The organism is Deltaproteobacteria bacterium HGW-Deltaproteobacteria-6 (assembly GCA_002840435.1).
In the GTDB taxonomy this organism is placed as follows: domain Bacteria; phylum Desulfobacterota; class Syntrophia; order Syntrophales; family Smithellaceae; genus UBA8904.
In genome coordinates this window covers 406,193-424,638 of record PHAT01000005.1, presented here as the reverse complement: position 1 = coordinate 424,638, position 18,446 = coordinate 406,193, and the positions used below count along the sequence as shown (strand labels likewise).

The window sequence follows — 18,446 nt, the reverse complement described above, 5'->3', positions numbered from 1 at the left end:
GTTTAAGGTTTGGTTACTCTGTAAATTTCAAGGTTTTCCTTTCACGCCAAATCAGGTCTAAAGTCAAGTATTTTTGTGGCGTGCATACCATTCCATCTGGCGGCAGATGCCGCGGATGATTTTCACCTCCCGCGACAAAAGACCGGAGCGGGCAAAGAAGCGGCGGATATCCAGCATCCAGTATTCAGGGTTTTCCGGATTTAAAAAACCGATTTCAGCCAGCAGTTCTTTAATTTGTTGATACATGCCTTCCGTCTCAGACGATAGAGCCCATTTGGGCGCCGCCTCTGAAGCACCGGCCGCGGTCGATGACACAATAAATATTTCATAACAGAGAATCATCACAGCCTGAGAAAGATTAAGCGACGTGAATTCGCGCGATGTCGGAATGGTGACCACGCTGTGGCACAGCCGTAATTGATCATTAGCCAGCCCCGTGTCTTCCGGGCCGAACAAAAGCGCTATTTTATTTTTCTGCGAAAGATCGGCTATCCGTCCGGCTGCCGTTCGGGGCGACACAAACGGTCCGCGGGCTTTTCCCAGACGGGCGGTGGTACCCACGATGTAATGAAAGCCGCCCAGCACTTCCTCGATGGAATCAACATAAACGATCTGATCCAGCACATCCGCCGCCAGATGCGTCGAGCGCTGCTCCATCGCTTCGCGATCCAGATCCGCCGTTCCAACAACAACCATGCTGTGAATGCCCATATTCTTGGCGGCCCGGGCCACCGAACCGACATTTCCCGCGTATTTGGGTCTGTATAAAACAATACTGATGTTTTTTGTTTTCGCTTTAAGCGACATGATAACAACACCTCCAAAGGACTGAAGGCGTTATAAAACTGCCCGCGCAGAAATGCACGAAAATAATGACACTGAAACACCAAAAGCGAAGCGGGATTCATGGTAAATTGAATCAACCCCCTCGCAGCAAGCGGCGGCGAATTAACGCTCGTCCCGCAAAGCGGGATTAAAAATGATGAATAATCATCAGACGAAAAGATCGATAAGATTTCCGGAGGAACTGGACAAAGCCTGGATCTGGCGGGCGTTCTGCATAATCATATCCGCCATGGCGGCTTCCGCCTGAGCTTTCATTTTGATGAGACTCAGGTTGATCTGATCCTGCGTTTGGGACTGGCTCATGGCCATGATGGATGATGCAATTGACGTAACGTCGCTCATGGATACCCGCTCCTTAATATGTTTTGTTATCGTGATGTTTTAAGAAAAACTTTAATTTCGGATTTCAGCGAAACGCAATCCGGCCGAAGCTTACCGGATCGTGAAAATTACGGGCGGAAAGCGGCATCCAGGAAGCCCAATGGGGATGGGAAGTCTCATTACCGCATTTATAAAAATTGGCCCGCCAGGTTTGCTCCTGAATATGTCCCAAAGGCCCGATGTACTTTTCCAGGACGGCAAACGGAATTGAAAATTCCAGAGTCCAGACAACCGGTGCAGTAATTTCCGGTTCGATCACTGAAGGCTGGCTGGCAAACCGCCGGATTTGTCGATCATCATCCGGTGTGAGAGGGAGGCATGCTCGGAGAGAGCCGTCATCAAGGCGTGTCGAATCCGTGACATAGGACGCCAGAAGAACACCACCGCAATTAAACTCAAAATTAAAGTAGCCGGCATAGTCGGTGGGCTGCACAAAAAATTCCACGCAGCTGTCTTTCCAGACATCACTCTGAAATTGCGTATGGCTGCAGCGGACATATTGATCTTCCACCCTGAATATTCCATAAATATTCTGCTGATCATAAAGCAGTTTACACCGTGTCTGCGGATAATGGTCACTGCCCTCAAACCGGAAACAATCAATGGTCAGAGGCTGCGCCTGCCGCCAGACATCATCGTCCCAAAGTCCCTGCATTTCCGGGACTGCTTTCGTCAGCAATATATTGTAATCGTTATGCATCATTAAATTAATTATTTGCGATGAAGCTTATTATTTGTTATTCCCTTGAGCATGAATCAGGACATGCTTTTACTTCAAGAAGGCGCAAGGCTTCTCGGTGTCGAACTTAACAGCCAACAGCTCGCTTTATTTGACCTTTATCAAAGCGAACTCTTAAAGTGGAATGCCAAAACCAATCTGATATCCGAGAAAACGGCAGGCGAAATTGTGACCCGTCATTTTCTGGACTCCCTGTCTGCGGCCGGATTTATTCCATCTCCAAATGCCCGGATGGTGGATATCGGCTGCGGCGCGGGATTCCCCGGCATTCCGCTGAAAATTGCCATGCCGTCTATACAACTTTACCTTCTGGAAACCAACCGCAAAAAGGTATCTTTTTTGAAACATATCATCCGTCTTCTGAATCTCGAGGGCGCCTTTACCCTTCATGACCGTACGGAAAACATTCTCCGGACGAATGAATGGCGGGAAAAGTTTGATATTGTCATATCCCGGGCCTCTCTCAAACTGCCCGATTTACTGCCGGTGGGAAACTATTTTCTCGTGCCGGACGGGCTGTTGATAACTTTAAAGGGGCAGTCGGTTTCAGACGAGCTGGATGCGGCCCTGGCAGGAGGAAATGCATCAAAAATATATCAAGTATATCAGCATGATATAAATATGCCCCTTTTGGGTCCACCGCGTAAAATTATTATTGTCCAAAAGGCGAAATAACGTAAAAAAGCCTTCTAAAAGAGCCTTTTTTGTGTTAGTCCTTACGCAAGTTTTTCAAAAAGAAATTTTCGGAAGACTAACACAAAAATAATGAATAAAATCATATGTATCGCAAATCAAAAAGGCGGCGTCGGTAAAACGACGACTGCTATTAATTTGTCTGCCTCCCTGGCTGCGGCAAATAAGAAGACGTTGCTCATCGACGCCGACTCGCAGGGCAATTCTACCAGCGGTCTGGGCGTTGATAGAACGCTTTACGACAAGTCGAATTTTTATCATGCTATGATCGGGCAGGTGCCGCTGGCATCGGTTATCGTTCAGACGGCATTGCCCAATTTGGAAATGATTCCGTCCAACCAGGATTTAATTGGTCTGGAAATCGAATTTGTTCATCTGGAAGATCGGGAAGTCCGCCTGCGTCAGATGTTAAAATCGCTGGACAGGGCCTACGACTTTATAGTAATTGACTGTCCGCCGTCGCTTGGCTTCATGACGGTCAACGCTCTCGTCGCGGCAGACTCTTTGATTGTTCCCTTACAGTGTGAGTATTATGCCATGGAAGGACTGGGATACTTACTCAACACCGTAAAATTAGTAAAAGCAAATTTGAATCCGGCATTGGCATTAGGCGGCATATTGCTCACCATGTTCGATCCGCGCAACTCACTGGCGCATCGCGTCACGGAAGATGTGCGTAAGCATCTGGGAAAGAAAGTTTTTAAAACGATCATCCCGCGCAATGTGCGGCTTTCGGAAAGCCCCAGCCATGGTTTGCCGATTATTCTGTATGATATCAAATCACGCGGAGCAATTGCCTATATGGAGCTGGCACAGGAAATTCTTCAGGGGGAAATATAAATGGCGCAAAAAAAAGATGCTCTGGGTAAAGGACTTGGCGCTATTTTTTCAGATTTGCTCGATAATGACACCAACAAGAAAACATCCGTCAACAGCTGTGGTATTGAGGAATTGCGTCCGAACCGGTATCAGCCCCGGAAAAATTTTAACGATGAAGACCAGAAGAAACTTATCGCGTCGGTAAAGCAAAGCGGTATTATTCAGCCGATTGTTGTCCGCAAGGCTGATTCGGGTTATGAAATTATCGCCGGAGAAAGACGCTGGCGCGCGGCTCAGGCGGCAGGCCTCAAAGATGTGCCGATTGTTATTCGCCAGGCTTCCGATCTGGAAGCCGCCGAATTGTCGCTTATCGAAAATATCCAGCGGGAGGAACTCAATCCTCTGGAAGAAGCGGATGCTTACGTTACCTTGATGGAGAAATTTAACCTCTCCCAGGAGTCGATATCAGCCCAGGTCGGTAAAGACCGTTCAACGATTGCGAACACCATCAGGCTTTTAAAGTTGCCGTCCAAAGTAAAAACGGCTCTGGTAGAAAAAAAGATCACATCCGGTCACGCGCGTTGCCTTTTATCTCTGATCTCCCAGGAAGATCAAATTTCAGCCCTTGAAATCATTTTAAAAAAGGGGATTAATGTCCGGGAAACTGAAAAACTGATCACCAGGTTAAAAGAAAAACCCGAGGGAAAAAAGCAGGCAGCCGTTAAAGATCGTTATATGGTCGATCTGGAAAAATCTCTGACGACAAAATGCATGGCCAAAGTGCAAATTAACGGCTCGGCAAAAAAGGGCGTCATTGAAATTGCCTATAACTCCATGGATGAATTAAACCGTTTGGCGCGTTACCTTCTGGATGAATTATAATTGAAATCATTACAACTTATCAACAGTTGTTAATAAGTTGTTTATAAAAGGTTGGCAATGGAATCAGTTTGGGATAAAGCCACTAAAATCATTCAGGAAAAAGTTTCAAAACAAAATTTTGACACCTGGATAAAACCCATCAAAATCGTGGCGATGGAAGACAAATGTGTCCATCTGGCCGTCCCTAATAAATTTTTTAAGGACTGGCTGATGGATAACTATTTGTCGATGATCAAGAATACCCTGCATACCGTGGTCGGTATCAGTGTTGATATTAATTTTATATTGAGCAAAGACAAAGAGAAAAAACCGGAAGCGGCCATCCTGCCTTTTGAGCAAAATCAAACTCATCAGGGCGCCCATCAGACCAACCGGACTAAAAATATTTCCTTTTTAAACGGCAACTACACGTTCGACCGTTTTGTGGTCGGTCCGTCCAATCAGTTTGCTCACGCCGCATCGATTGCCGTGGCGAAGCAGCCGGCAAAGAACTATAACCCTCTGTTTATTTACGGGGGATCGGGATTGGGAAAAACCCATTTACTCAATGCCATCGGTCTTATGACAACTGTTTCCCATCCTGATTTAAATGTTATGTATGTATCGGCGGAAGCATTCATGAATGAAATGATTAATTCCATTCGCTACGACCGGATGCCGAAATTTCGTGAAAAGTATAGGAATATAGGACTATTGCTGATTGATGATATTCAATTTCTCGCGGGAAAAGACCGGACGCAGGAAGAATTTTTTCACACTTTTAATACCCTGCATGATTCCGGTAAACAGATTGTCGTTACCTCTGATAAATTTCCGAAAGACATCCCCAATTTAGAGGGGAGATTACGATCAAGGTTTGAGTGGGGCTTGATTGCCGATATTCAACCACCGGAAATAGAAACAAAAATCGCGATTATTGAAAAGAAGATGCAGGAAAGTAAAATGGAGTTATCTCAGACGGTTGCCCATTATATTGCGTCGCAGGTGGAATCCAACGTCAGAGAACTGGAAGGTTTTTTAGTCCGCATATCCGCCTATTCCTCTCTTACCAATAGAAAAATTGATTTGGATTTAGTGAAAGAGGTGCTGAAAAAACTTATTAAGCATAACAATAAAGAAGATGTCAGTGTGGAAGAAATTATTAAAGTGGTTGCCGGTAAAATGAATATTAAGATTGCGGATATCAAAGCCCATAATAAAAACAAAAATCTTGTTTTGGCCAGGCAGATATCGATGTATCTTGCCAGGAAATTAACAAATTTTTCATACCCGGATATTGGTGAAAAAATTGGCGGCCGTGATCATTCAACCGTAATTTATGCTAATAATAAAATCATAAATGCGATAGACTCGGACTCTAATTTGAAAAAGATGATTCAGGATATTGAAGATAGTGTTGTTCACAAAACGTAAAGGGGATGTGCACGTTTCTTCCACAGGGGTTATTTAATACAAACCTGAAATAATGGTGGAATTTAAGGTTATCAACATATCCACAGGACTTATTACTAATACTGATTTTATATATTAAAGAAAAAAAATAAAAAAATAATACAATGGGAGGAAGGGATGGAATTTAAAATCAATAGAAATACCTTTCTGGATGGTATTCAAAAAACCTTAGGAATTGTTGAAAAAAAGACAACAACACCCATTTTAAATAACGTGCTGTTAAAGACGGAACACAACAAACTGAAAATTATTGCCACGGACAGGGAAATCAGCCTTATTTCAGATTATGACGCAGACATTGCGGAAAAAGGCGAAATTACCCTTTCCGCTAAAAAACTCTATGAAATGGTCAGAGAAATTCAAGGCGAAATTATTCATTTTACAAAAAGCGCCAATAATATCGTTAAGGTGACCTGTCAAAGGGCTGTTTATAAAATACCCGGGCTTCCCGCGGATGATTTTCCCAGTGTGGCGGACAGTCAGAATGTGCAGTTTTTTAACATTCCGGGATCAGCTATTAAAGATTTAATTAATAAAACATCTTTTGCGATGGCTTTTGATGAAAGCAGGAAGAATCTTAACGGAGTTCTTTTGGAAACATCCACCGATGGAACCAATCATATCTGGAGGATGGTGGCAACGGACGGACACCGATTGGCTGTGGCTAAAGTAGATACGGCGGAGCCCTGTCCGGAGATGGCGAAAGGAATTATCATTCCCCGTAAAGGACTAATGGAAGTTAAAAAAATAACGGATGTTCATGAAAATGTCAGCATCGGCATCCACAAAAATATGTTTGTGGTGAAAACGGAAAATACGATTTTAAAGGTCAATCTGGTAGATGCTGATTATCCCGATTATAAAAGAGTCATTCCCACGGAAAAAGGCGTAGGGGTTACTTTGGATAAAGAATCATTTCTACATGCTTTAAAAAGAATGAATGTTGTTTCTTCAGAACGCTACAGCGGTGTGATTATATCTTTTACATCCGGAAAAATGACACTGAACTCCACTAATCTGGATGTGGGTGAAGCAACAGAGGAAATAGATATCAGTTATACCGGAGAAGATATGGATGTCGGGTTTAATGTTAATTATGTTATCGATGCCGTTTCGGTGATCTCAATCGACAATATTATTATGGAAGTAGGTGTCGGATTAAAACCGACCCTGATCAAACCGGCGGAAGGCGATAATTATTTATGCATCGTTATGCCGTTAAAAATCTAACAGATTTGTATAAAGAAAATTTTAAACAGGAATGGGTTTAAGGAGTTAAAAAGCTGTTATGACAGAGATGTATAATGCTGATAGTATTAAAGTATTAGAAGGTTTAGAGGCTGTTCGCAAAAGACCTGCGATGTATATTGGTTCTACCAGTAAAGAAGGACTGCACCATCTGGTGTATGAAGTAGTTGATAATAGTATTGATGAGGCAGCGGCAGGATTTTGTGACACGATTACTGTAAAAATCCGGGTGGATAACAGTATTGTGGTGGAAGACAACGGAAGAGGCATTCCGGTGGATATGCACAAAGGGGAGGGGGTTTCCGCAGCCGAAGTCGCAATGACCAAACTTCATGCGGGCGGTAAGTTTTCCAATGAAACTTATAAAATATCCGGCGGTCTCCATGGTGTGGGTGTATCGGTTGTGAACGCCCTTTCCAAAACATGCGAACTGGAAGTGAGACGGGACGGAAATGTTTATCGTCAGACTTATAAAATAGGCATTCCGGACGGACCCTTGCAGATGGTTGGAAAAACCAGGGGCCGCGGCACCAAGGTTGCTTTTTTACCGGATGATGAAATTTTCGAAGAGACGGAATTCAGTTTTGATGTGATTGCCAACCGTTTGAGAGAGCTGGCGTTTCTTAATTCCGGTATCAAAATAACGCTGGTGGATGAACGATCCGACAAATCAGCTGAATTTTTCTACAAAGGCGGCATTGTTTCTTTTGTAGAATATATCAACCGCAATAAAAAAGTACTGCACAGGGATCCGATTTATGTCACCGGGTCACGGGAAGACTGCGCCGTTGAAGTTGCCCTGCAGTACAATGAAACGTATCTGGAAAACATCTTTTCTTTTGCCAACAGCATCAACACGGTCGAAGGCGGCATGCATATGGTCGGCTTCCGGTCGGCCCTGACCCGTGTGTTTAACAACTATGCCACCAGCAACAAATTAATTAAAGACGGGAAAGAATCCCTGCGCGGCGAGGATTTGCGTGAGGGCCTGGCTTGTGTCATCAGTGTGAAAGTCCGCAATCCGCAGTTTGAGGGACAGACCAAAACAAAGCTGGGCAACAGCGATGTCAAAGGTCTGGTGGAAGGCATTGTTTATGAAAAAATAGGATCTTTCCTGGAAGAAAATCCATCGATTGCCAAACAGATTCTCAATAAATGCATGGAAGCGGCCCGCGCCCGCGACGCGGCAAGGCGCGCCCGGGAGTTGACCCGGCGTAAAAGCGCTCTGGAAGTCGGCGCTCTTCCCGGAAAACTGGCCGACTGCCAGGAAAAGGATCCGGCCTTAAGCGAGATTTATCTGGTCGAAGGAGATTCGGCCGGCGGTTCGGCCAAGCAGGGCCGGGACCGGAAGAATCAGGCGATTTTGCCGTTGCGCGGTAAAGTTCTCAACGTGGAAAAAGCGCGTTTCGATAAAATGCTGCAAAACGAAGAAATCAAAACGATGGTTACGGCCTTTGGGGCGGGCATTGGCCCCGGCGATTATGACGTCAGTAAACTGCGGTACCATAAAGTCATTATCATGACCGATGCCGATGTGGACGGCGCTCATATCCGCACGCTGCTTCTGACGTTCTTTTTCCGCCAGATGAGGGAATTGATCGAGAGGGGTTATTTGTATATCGCTCAGCCGCCGCTTTATAAAGTCGTGGAAAAGAAAAAAGAGCTTTACATCCAGAATGAAGAAAAAATGAGAGACTATATTCTGGAAAACGGCGTGGAGAAAGTCAACTTGTTCATGGGCGACGGCAGTCCCTTTCCCGTTACGGGCAACAAATTATTAACCGTCATCAAAAAAATTACGCGCATCAAAGATCTGCTGGACCGTTTTGAAAAGGAGCATCGCGACCGGAATATCATCCGTATCGCCGCCGGAGATCCGACCTTGACGGATGAGACGTTTCAATCTGAAAGCGAGCTTTTAAAAATCGCCGGCCGAACGGTTGTTGCCCTGGGCAGTGATGTTGTGGCCGACTATCGCATTGACGACGATCCGGATCATGGCGGCTTCAAAATCGTGTTCGACCTCAAAAATAACGGCAATATTTTTACCACCTGTGTGGACAGAGAAATATTCCGCACGCCGCAGTTCGGCGAGATCAGAAACCTGTTAGGGCAGGTTTCCATCCTGGGTGAGGCGCCTTACCGCGATCAACCGGAGGAATCCGCCGCTCCCATTATCATACCTTCCGCAAAGGAGCTGGTCGAATATATCATCAACCAGGGGAAGAAAGGTCTGACGATCCAGCGCTACAAGGGCTTGGGTGAAATGAATCCGGAGCAGTTGTGGGAAACAACCATGAATCCCGAAAAACGAACGCTGCTGCAGGTAGGCGTCGAAGACGCGGTGGAAGCCGATGAAATCTTTACCACCCTGATGGGCGATCAGGTGGAGCCGCGCCGCGACTTCATTTTTAAAAATGCCATGAATGTTTCCAATTTGGATATTTAGAGAATCATGTACCGTGTCATTTCGAGTGAAGCGGAAAATCTTTTTCTGAGCACAGTGAGATTCTGAAAGATATCTCATCCGGCCAGGCCGGATTCGATATGACATGAGCAACCAGACATATAACGATTCAACCGGGGATGTTGGCCGGTTTGTGTAACAAGAGAGGAAGATAAAAATGGAACGAGATATCCACCACAAGCAAACGCTGGTGAATATAGAAGATGAAATGAAGAAATCGTATCTGGATTACTCCATGAGCGTCATCATCGGCCGGGCTCTTCCCGACGTGCGTGACGGTCTGAAACCGGTACACCGCCGGATTTTGTATTCCATGTATGAAACGGGCTACCGCCATAATAAACCCTACAAGAAATGCGCCCGCATCGTCGGTGATATCATGGGTAAATATCATCCGCATGGCGACGCGGCCATTTACGACACGCTGGTGCGGATGGCTCAGGAATTTTCGCTGCGCTACATGCTGATTGACGGACAGGGAAACTTCGGTTCCATCGACGGAGACCCGCCCGCCGCCATGCGTTACACGGAAAGCCGCCTGGCGCGCATTTCCGATGAGGTGATGGCCGATCTGGAAAAAGATACCATCGATTTCGTCCCCAACTATGATGAATCCCTGATGGAGCCCGCGATTCTGGCGACGCGCCTGCCGCTTTTACTGTTAAACGGCACATCCGGCATCGCCGTCGGCATGGCAACCAATATTCCGCCCCATAATCTGACGGAAATCATCAACGGCACCATCGCGCTGATCAACAATCCCAAAATGATTATTGAAGAGCTGATGAAGCACGTTCACGGGCCGGATTTTCCAACCGCCGGTTTTATCAACGGCCGCGAGGGGATTCTTTCCGCCTATAAAACAGGGCGCGGGATCATCCGTGTCCGGGCGCGCGCGCTGATTGAAAAGAATGCCCGCAATGACCGGGAAAGCATCGTCGTGACGGAGCTGCCCTATCAGGTCAACAAAGCCACCCTGATTGAAAAAATTGCCGAACTGGTGCGCGACAAGAAAATTGCCGGCGTCTCGGATTTACGCGATGAATCGGACCGCGAAGGCATCCGGGTGGTCATCGACCTGAAGCGTGATGAGAATTCCGCGATCATCCTCAATCAGCTTTATAAATTCACGCAAATGGAAGTTTCTTTCGGCATCATCATGCTGGCGATCTCCGAAGGCCGTCCGCAGGTTTTCAACCTGAAGGAAGTTCTCGAAAAATTCATTGCCTTCCGTCAGGAAGTGGTGGTTCGCCGCACGCGGTTTGAACTGGCGCGCGCCAAAGAGCGGGCGCATATCCTGGAAGGCTACATTATCGCCTTAAACAACATCGATGAAATCATCAAAGTCATCAAGGCGGCCAAAACGCCCAACGAAGCATCCGTGGCGTTATGCGCGAAGTTCAGTTTATCCGAGATTCAGGCCAAGGCCATTCTGGAAATGAGGCTGCAACGGCTGACCGGGCTGGAAAGAGACAAGATTGATGCGGAGTATAAGGAAGTGACGGCATTGATCGCCAAACTTTCCGGAATCTTAGCCGATCCCCAGAAGGTTCTGCAGGTCATTATCGAAGAACTCACCGAAATCCGGGATAAATACGGCGACGAGCGCCGGACGGAAATTGTGGCGAGCACCGAAGACATCAATATTGAAGACATGATTGTGGAAGAAGACGTGGTCGTGACGATCTCGCACGCGGGCTACATCAAGCGCAACGCAGTCAGCCTTTACAAGAGCCAGCATCGCGGCGGGCGCGGCAAAGTCGGCATGGGCACCAAGGAAGAAGACTTTGTGGAAAAAATCTTCATTGCGTCCACCCATCATTACCTGCTGGTCTTCACCGACGCGGGCAAGGTTTACTGGCTGAAGGTCTATCAGATTCCGCAGGCCGGCCGCGCCGCCAAGGGCAAGGCCATGGTAAACCTGATCAATCTGGCGCCGGGTGAAAAGGTCCGGGCGACACTGCCGGTGAAAGAATTCGTATCGGATAAATTTGTCGTGCTGGTCACCAAAAAGGGCATCCTCAAAAAGACCGATCTGACCGCATATTCCAATCCGCGGCAGGGCGGTATTATCGCGATTTCCATTGACGAGACGGATGAACTGGTTGATGTGCAGTTGACCAACGGCGATCAGGACATCTTCCTCGCGACCAGGCTCGGCATGGCGATTCGCTTCAAAGAAGATGAAGTCCGCGATATGGGCCGGACGGCGCGCGGCGTGCGCGGCATTAATCTGGATGAAGGCGACGATGTGATCGGCGTGGATATTCCCGCGCAAAACACCTTTATGCTGACCGTTTCGGAAAACGGCTTCGGCAAATGCACGCCGATTGACGAATACCGTGTGCAGTCCAGAGGCGGCAAAGGCACCATCAACCTGAAAACCGTGGCCAAAGTCGGCAATGTGTCCGGCGTCCTCCAGGTTCAGGGTGACGAGAACGTCATGCTGATCAGCAGTACGGGCAATGTCATCCGGATGAAGGTACAGGAAATTCCCATCAACCACCGTGTCACCCAAGGCGTCAAACTGATCGATCTGGCGCCGGAAGAGAGCTTAGTCGGCGTCGCTCGCACCACGCAGGATTCGGACGGCAAAGACGACGACGCAAGCGTCGACGACGAGACGGATGTGACGACAGAAGAAACCGGCACACCGGAAGAATAGAGTTAAAAGCAAGGGGGTTGATCAGAAATCAACCCCCTTGTTTCATATACGAAGGCTGATGATCTGACGAAGACCATACATCTGCCCGGTAGTAAAGAAGCACCCTCAAAATCATAAAAAACGGAACCGGTATTGGCAAACACCTTTTCCGGAATCCGCATTTTATAGTCTATTGATTTTCAAAAAATTAGTTAAGCAGGCAAAACAATTCCAGTATTGGTCTATGTAGCAGCAGATAATACGGGGTCGGTGTATTAATTGTTGGGCTGAGAATGGATTATATTTAATGGGTGGGGGTATCCTATGGGTGATATTAAATATTATAAACACATCACAGCGCTAATAATGGTTTCTTTTGTTGTGAACATCTCCGTCTTGTTAATTCTTAATATCACTTTCACATCTCAATATCTTGAGGGGTTATATGGCATAAAAAAGACATTTATTATCCAATTATTCTTTTGGTCTGCACTTGGTGCAACTATTGCGTGTTCTCTATTCATGTCAGAGGATAAAGAAATAAATGAAATTGAACGTGCAAAACACAATCCCGACCCCAAGATTTTAAGGTACCCTGACGTCATAGATGTATTCCTATATTTACAGAGGATAATTACAAGCGGTATTCTTGGTGTAATTGGAGCCTCAATGTTATTTGCGGGCTTAATATTTTTTGAGGCCCAAATTGAAATATTGTCAATAAAGCATAGAATGTTTTTTGTAATATTTTGCTTTTTAATTGGCATGTATCAAAGACACTTTATCGCGTATTTAGGAAAAATGTTTAGAAAGATTATTGAAGATAAAAACAAATAAACTCAATCCGTCAATACACCCGATCGGCTGCGCGCCGGGTGATTTATTCGTTGAGCCTGTAGAATAAGTCAGGAATCGGCATTCAACGCAGGATGCATAAAAAAGCGACCTCGGAGAATGCCTCACAAACGATGAGGAAGGGTAGAAAGATCCCTTGGAGTAAATGGGGATGGTTCTATTTAAAACACTTTGCGTTGGGGTGAAGGATAGGATTTTCAATGACTAAATCAGGCGTGAGCGCAATTTATCTTGTTGGTCTTGGCATGTGTCTAACGGGATTGATCATTCGTACATGCTACGAGTTGCTCAAGAAAGCCGGCAGGGTAAACGTGGAGAATCGCCTGGTGTTTTCAGTGGTGTTTGTGGCGATGGGGATGATGCTGGCAAGCTGGCCGGTCATGTGTTCTTCTGATCCGATTCGTCTGGCTGTACCCGGTATGCTTCATATAATTGGCTTTGGTACATGGATGATCGGACTGTGTCTGGCTGTGGGAGCCTTGATTCAATTGCGGGGCGTGGAGAACATCGACCATCTGGTCACGACGGGAATATTTTACAAGCTTCGCCATCCCATGTATTTGGGATTCATATTCTGGATCACTGGCTGGGTGATCTACTCCGGAGCATTGATGACGTTTGTAACAGGGCTTGTGGGCATAGGCAATATCCTGGTCTGGCGGCGGTTGGAGGAAGAAAAATTGTCTGAATGCTACGGAGACGTATATCGGAAGTATCGTCAAACAACCTGGTTCTGAACTTGTTCATCTCGTAACATTCAGTTATAATTGCCTCATGAAGTTATACAAACTGATCGACCATACCGCCGATCTGGGCATGGAAATTACCGGGCAGACGAAGCGGGAGCTGTTTACGAAAGCCGCGTTGTCTCTGATGGACATTGTGGTGGAAAGAAAAGGAACGCCGGTAGGCGGGAAAGAAAAAGCCCTCACCGTGTCAGGTTCCGATCCGGCGGATTTGCTGATTAATTTTTTGCGGGAGATTTTGTATCTTTTTAATGGAGAGGCGTTGATCGTGGAGGACTGCCACATTCAGGAATGCACTAATCAAAGGCTGGTTGCCAAATTACGCGTCGCGCCATACAATAAAGAAAAGTATTCCATAAAAATGGAGATCAAAGCCGTTACGTATCATGGGTTGAGTGTGGAAAGAACAAAGTCGGGATGGAAGGCGATGGTGATCTTTGATGTCTGACGACCTCGTAAAATACCCTAAAGGGCACGCGTGTCCATATACATCGTATTTAATTCCCCTCTTTTGCTTGTAACCTTCAGGTTATAAAGAGGGGTTAGGGGAGATTTTATACAGGTCTGCTGCCTAAAAAATCCCCCTCAATCCCCCTTTAAAAAGGGGGAAGAGAAAACTGTGCTAATGTGGTTCAGTTTCTTCCATCAATAACCCATAGCAGAGCTCCGGATTCATTGCTCACAAGGCACAAGGGATGAGAGATGTCTGAGATAAAACTTGAAAAGATAGATGACAATCGCTGGCTGCTGCCTCAGACAGGCTTGATGCGCGTGCCGGGGATGATCTATGCCAATGAGAAAATATTTGACCTGCTGAAAAACGATGAAAGTGCCAAACAGGTCGCCAATGTGGCGCATCTGCCGGGCATAGTCAATTATTCGCTGGCTATGCCGGATATTCACTGGGGTTACGGTTTCCCGATCGGCGGCGTGGCGGCTTTTGATATGGACACAGGCGTGATATCGCCGGGCGGCGTCGGCTACGACATCAACTGCGGCTGCCGATTGATGGCCACGGAGCTTACCCTTCACGACATCAAAGACAAACTGAAAGATCTAACGACGGCTTTGTATCAGCGAATTCCGTCCGGAGTAGGCACCACAGGCTATGTCAAACTATCCGGCAAGGATCAGAAGAAAGTCCTCGAAGAAGGCGCGAAATGGGCGGTGAAGAACGGTTTCGGTTCGGCCCAGGATCTGGAAACAACGGAGGACGGCGGCTGTATCGACGGCGCCGACCCGGAGCAGGTATCAAATCGGGCCCTCGAACGAGGCAAGCAGCAGTTGGGCACGCTGGGTTCCGGTAATCACTTTCTGGAAATAGAAGTCGTCCAGGAAATCTTTGATGAAAAGGCGGCCGGGGCGTTCGGTTTGCGCAAAGGGCAAATCGTCGTCATGATTCACACCGGTTCAAGGGGTCTGGGCTATCAGATTTGTGACGATTACCTGGCGTTGATGGTCAAGCACCAGCATGAAACAGGAATAGCACTTCCGGACCGGCAACTGGCCTGCACATATCTGGCCTCCGGGCGCGGCCGCAATTATCTGGCCGCCATGGCCTGCGGCGCCAATTACGCGTGGGCTAACCGGCAGATTCTCATGCATCTGACGCAAGAGGTAATTGAAAAGACATTGCGGGTTGCGCCGCGTGAGCTGGGGATGCGTCTGGTCTATGACGTCTGCCACAACATTGCCAAAATCGAATCGTTCAATATCGGGGGTGTTGAGAAAAAACTTTGTGTGCATCGCAAAGGCGCGACGCGGGCTTATCCCGCAGGCCATGAGGCCGTCCCAGCGCGGTATCGCAGCGTCGGACAGCCGGTCCTGATTCCCGGAGATATGGGCGCAGGGTCTTATGTATTGGTGGGTCAGGAAAAAGCCATGCGGGAAACTTTCGGCAGCGCCTGCCATGGCGCGGGCCGGGTGATGAGTCGCACCCAGGCGGTCAAGACCAGCCGGGGCCGCTCAATTGCCCGCGAAATGGCCGATCAGGGTGTTTTGGTGATGGCCGGCAGCAAGGGAACGCTTAACGAAGAAATGCCCGGAGCTTATAAAAATCTCAATGACGTGGTGCAGGTGGTTCACGATGCGGGGATTGCCCGTAAAGTTGCGCGATTGAAATCAATAGCTTGTATTAAAGGGTAAGGGAATGCAGGGAATGATCGCGATAATCTGAAGGTCACAAGACCGTTCCCTGCAGATTTAATTACTGTCAGTTCGATTTGACTTTTTTGCCAAGTCAGCATAAGGAAAAGTACCAATAAACAATGGAGAACAACATGACCGAAATCATTTTTGACGAAAATGAAGACTGGGAAAAACGCGTTCTGTGCAGTGATGAATCATGCATCGGAACGGTGGGGCCCGATGGCAAATGCCGGGCTTGCGGGAAAGCCTATGAAGGTGAACTGCCGGAGATTCCCGGCGCCATTGCTGATCGACCCGTCTATGCCGAAGATCAAAAAAATGAGTCGGCAATTGATATTGATATGGATTCAGACGATGAGTGGCAAAAAAGAGTCTTATGCATCGATGAATCCTGCATCGGCACCATCGGCCCGGACGGGAAATGCCGAGAGTGCGGCAAGCCTTTACAATAAAAGATGTTTCGGCTGAAAAATAAAAAACGGCGGATACGCATCGGTATCTGCCGTTTTTTTATAAAGATTTGCATTATTGATTTTTTTTCACATTTAACGGGCACACCTTCAGGCATTCATCGCAGGCAATCCAGTAATTATGCCCCGCCGTATTAATCACCCGCTCAATATTCTTTAAACCCGCTTCGCTCGACAGCGCCAGCGGATAGATGGCATGTTTAATCGTATGCGCCAGGCAGGTCATTTTGTTGAATTTGCCGTCCGCGTCAAAAGCTTTGGCCGGACAGGCCTTGGTGCAGGCTGTACAGTTGGGGGGACAGGGATCGGGGGGAAGCAGGGGGTCCGGCTCCATCACCGCGTTTGTTACCACGGCGCCCAGCCGCAAAAGCGCTCCGTATTGCGGATGATACGTCTGGCCGCTCCGTCCGAAACTGCCCAGACCGGCATTGACCGCGGCGTGTTTCAGCGACAGAATGCCCCAGGGTTCAAACTGATGAAAGACCATCGGAGCGTAGCTGGGAATCGGGACGGCCAGATGCTTCCCCTGGGATTCGATATAATTGCAAAGGGCAAGGGACAGGTCGTCAATGTGCATGTAAGCACTGTGGTAGCTCCGGTGCAGGGCGTAAAGATTGTAATCCGGAGATTTGAGCATGCCCCGGGGAACGGTAATGCCGAAGACAATCACCGTTTCGGCATCCCGGCAAATGCGTTTGGGATGGTGGGCCTCCGGGGCGTCGGCAAAACGATCCACCGATGCGAAACCCAGTGCGGTGACCTGGGGCTTCAGGAAATCTGTAATCAATTGTTTCAAGGTTTCACTCATCATTCACCCATGTTCTCTTCAAGGTGTTTTACATCAACGAGATCTTTATCTCTTCCTGTTGATTTTTTGTTTTTTATAAGGTTTTCTTTAGAAATAAAAGGAAGATTTAATCCTTCCATGACGATAATTTTTCTGGAAGGATAAGCGTCTTTAAAGTCAACGCCATCAATATGGGTTATAAGATCAATTCTGCGGGGGGCGACACCGATTTGAAAGATTATGCCTTTTTCCATGAAAGAATTTTCTGTTAACCCTGACGTTGGAGATCCGAAGGCAGTAAGGGCAGATAAGACATTTTGGGAATTTTCCAGGCTTGCTTCAACCCATATGTTAAAATCACCAGTTGCCCTTGGGTATCCATATGCAGCAAGGGCATACGCGCCGACAATGAGAAATTTGACTTCATTGTCTAATAAGGTTTGTAACATGTCTTTGTAATCTTCGTTCAGCATCTCGATTACCTTGAAGTGACCACAGCTCGGATGTCAGTTCCCAAACAAAAGATATTCTTTCCTGAAAAGAGGTACTTACAAAGCAGTCATCCTGTTTGGTTTGTTTCTTTAATGTGGTTTTAGTTCTATCTAATTTCATAAAACCTTATACAATATTTTGATTCATTTGTCTGTACCATTGACGTTTTCAGCGAGTCTCAAAATCCCGCATCGCTTCGGTCCTGGGATAATTCGACTGACACTTCAAACTTCTTCCCGATAAATCGGGATTCGTTTTCAGCGAGTCTCATTAAAACTCGTAGAGTTGTGCTCCCGGCACCACCGTAAACTTATGTTTCAGCAATACGTCGATGGCTTTTTCCGGAGCGTCGAAACGGAAGATGATGACGGCATTCTGGCCGCTTTTTTCCACGAAGGCGTAAAGATATTCCACGTTGATGGCTTCTTTGTTCAGGACTTCCATGATGCTGTGCAGACCGCCTGGCTGATCGGGAACTTCCACGGCGACAACGATGGTTTTGCTGACTCGAAATCCGGCGTCTTTGAGGACCTTATTGGTCTTTTCCACATCATTGACGATCAGGCGCAAAATTCCGAAATCCACTGTTTCCGCAAGCGACAGGGTACGGATATTAATGTTGTTCTCCTTCAGGACACGCGTGGCATGCTCGAGTGAGCCGGGTTTGTTTTCCAGAAAAACAGAGATTTGTTCTACCTTCATATATAGTTCCTCCATAATTGTTTCGTTCATATTTGTAGGGAACGGTCGCGATACCTGATGACCTGAAGGTCACAC

18 protein-coding genes are annotated in these 18,446 nt (G+C 47.0%); 12 read left to right on the top strand and 6 right to left on the bottom strand.

Translation table 11 applies throughout. The features are described from left to right. Nucleotides 1-63: 63 nt before the first annotated feature. The 3 genes from CVU71_12160 to CVU71_12150 form a co-directional block, all read right to left on the bottom strand. Nucleotides 64-807: an rRNA methyltransferase gene (locus tag CVU71_12160; GenBank protein ID PKN18258.1), complete on the bottom strand. Its 744-nt coding sequence runs from the start codon at nt 805-807 to the stop codon at nt 64-66. Between the two features lie 186 nt (nt 808-993). Then, nucleotides 994-1,188: a hypothetical protein gene (locus CVU71_12155; protein PKN18257.1), complete on the bottom strand. Its 195-nt coding sequence runs from the start codon at nt 1,186-1,188 to the stop codon at nt 994-996. 64 nt (nt 1,189-1,252) lie between these two features. Then, nucleotides 1,253-1,930, bottom strand: coding sequence for a diguanylate cyclase (locus CVU71_12150; GenBank protein PKN18256.1), 678 nt, complete (start codon nt 1,928-1,930; stop codon nt 1,253-1,255). Between the two features lie 48 nt (nt 1,931-1,978). On the opposite strand from CVU71_12150, the gene rsmG reads away from it, so the two are divergent. The 12 genes from rsmG (at nt 1,979) to CVU71_12090 (ending at nt 16,372) form a co-directional block, all read left to right on the top strand. Continuing rightward, nucleotides 1,979-2,641, top strand: a complete 663-nt coding sequence (gene rsmG, locus CVU71_12145) for a 16S rRNA (guanine(527)-N(7))-methyltransferase RsmG (protein ID PKN18255.1) — start codon at nt 1,979-1,981, stop codon at nt 2,639-2,641. Nucleotides 2,642-2,731: 90 nt separating this feature from the next. Next, the gene (locus CVU71_12140) at nt 2,732-3,499 is read left to right on the top strand and encodes a chromosome partitioning protein ParA (GenBank protein ID PKN18254.1); all 768 of its coding nucleotides are present in this window, start codon (nt 2,732-2,734) and stop codon (nt 3,497-3,499) included. After that, nucleotides 3,500-4,360: a chromosome partitioning protein ParB gene (locus CVU71_12135; protein ID PKN18253.1), complete on the top strand. Its 861-nt coding sequence runs from the start codon at nt 3,500-3,502 to the stop codon at nt 4,358-4,360. It abuts the gene before it with no gap. Between the two features lie 57 nt (nt 4,361-4,417). Then, nucleotides 4,418-5,773, top strand: a complete 1,356-nt coding sequence (locus tag CVU71_12130; GenBank protein PKN18252.1) for a chromosomal replication initiator protein DnaA — start codon at nt 4,418-4,420, stop codon at nt 5,771-5,773. A gap of 156 nt (nt 5,774-5,929) precedes the next feature. Further along, nucleotides 5,930-7,042 (top strand): DNA polymerase III subunit beta, encoded by a 1,113-nt coding sequence (dnaN, locus tag CVU71_12125; GenBank protein PKN18251.1) that lies wholly within the window; start codon nt 5,930-5,932, stop codon nt 7,040-7,042. A gap of 58 nt (nt 7,043-7,100) precedes the next feature. Continuing rightward, nucleotides 7,101-9,509: a DNA topoisomerase (ATP-hydrolyzing) subunit B gene (gene gyrB, locus CVU71_12120; protein ID PKN18250.1), complete on the top strand. Its 2,409-nt coding sequence runs from the start codon at nt 7,101-7,103 to the stop codon at nt 9,507-9,509. Between the two features lie 175 nt (nt 9,510-9,684). Beyond that, a complete protein-coding gene (locus CVU71_12115; GenBank protein ID PKN18249.1) occupies nt 9,685-12,192 on the top strand; it encodes a DNA gyrase subunit A in 2,508 nt (835 codons plus the stop codon). A gap of 303 nt (nt 12,193-12,495) precedes the next feature. Further along, entirely contained in the window at nt 12,496-13,008 is a 513-nt protein-coding gene (locus tag CVU71_12110) for a hypothetical protein (protein PKN18248.1), read from the top strand. A 218-nt stretch (nt 13,009-13,226) separates the two neighbouring features. After that, complete coding sequence (locus CVU71_12105) at nt 13,227-13,763, top strand: hypothetical protein (protein ID PKN18247.1); 537 nt, start codon at nt 13,227-13,229, stop codon at nt 13,761-13,763. A 37-nt stretch (nt 13,764-13,800) separates the two neighbouring features. Further along, a complete protein-coding gene (locus CVU71_12100) occupies nt 13,801-14,220 on the top strand; it encodes a hypothetical protein (protein PKN18246.1) in 420 nt (139 codons plus the stop codon). Between the two features lie 254 nt (nt 14,221-14,474). After that, entirely contained in the window at nt 14,475-15,917 is a 1,443-nt protein-coding gene (locus CVU71_12095; GenBank protein PKN18245.1) for an RNA-splicing ligase RtcB, read from the top strand. Between the two features lie 134 nt (nt 15,918-16,051). Then, nucleotides 16,052-16,372: a hypothetical protein gene (locus CVU71_12090; protein PKN18244.1), complete on the top strand. Its 321-nt coding sequence runs from the start codon at nt 16,052-16,054 to the stop codon at nt 16,370-16,372. Nucleotides 16,373-16,445: 73 nt separating this feature from the next. Here the strand turns inward: CVU71_12090 and CVU71_12085 are convergent, their stop codons facing one another. The 3 genes from CVU71_12085 to CVU71_12075 all read right to left on the bottom strand — a co-directional run bounded on the left by CVU71_12085 (nt 16,446) and on the right by CVU71_12075 (nt 18,371). Then, nucleotides 16,446-17,201 (bottom strand): hypothetical protein, encoded by a 756-nt coding sequence (locus CVU71_12085; protein ID PKN18243.1) that lies wholly within the window; start codon nt 17,199-17,201, stop codon nt 16,446-16,448. Further along, nucleotides 17,198-17,650, bottom strand: a complete 453-nt coding sequence (locus tag CVU71_12080; GenBank protein PKN18242.1) for a hypothetical protein — start codon at nt 17,648-17,650, stop codon at nt 17,198-17,200. The genes CVU71_12085 and CVU71_12080 overlap by 4 nt, the downstream gene beginning before the upstream one ends. Before the next feature lie 289 nt (nt 17,651-17,939). After that, nucleotides 17,940-18,371 (bottom strand): amino acid-binding protein, encoded by a 432-nt coding sequence (locus CVU71_12075; protein ID PKN18241.1) that lies wholly within the window; start codon nt 18,369-18,371, stop codon nt 17,940-17,942. Nucleotides 18,372-18,446 lie beyond the last annotated feature (75 nt).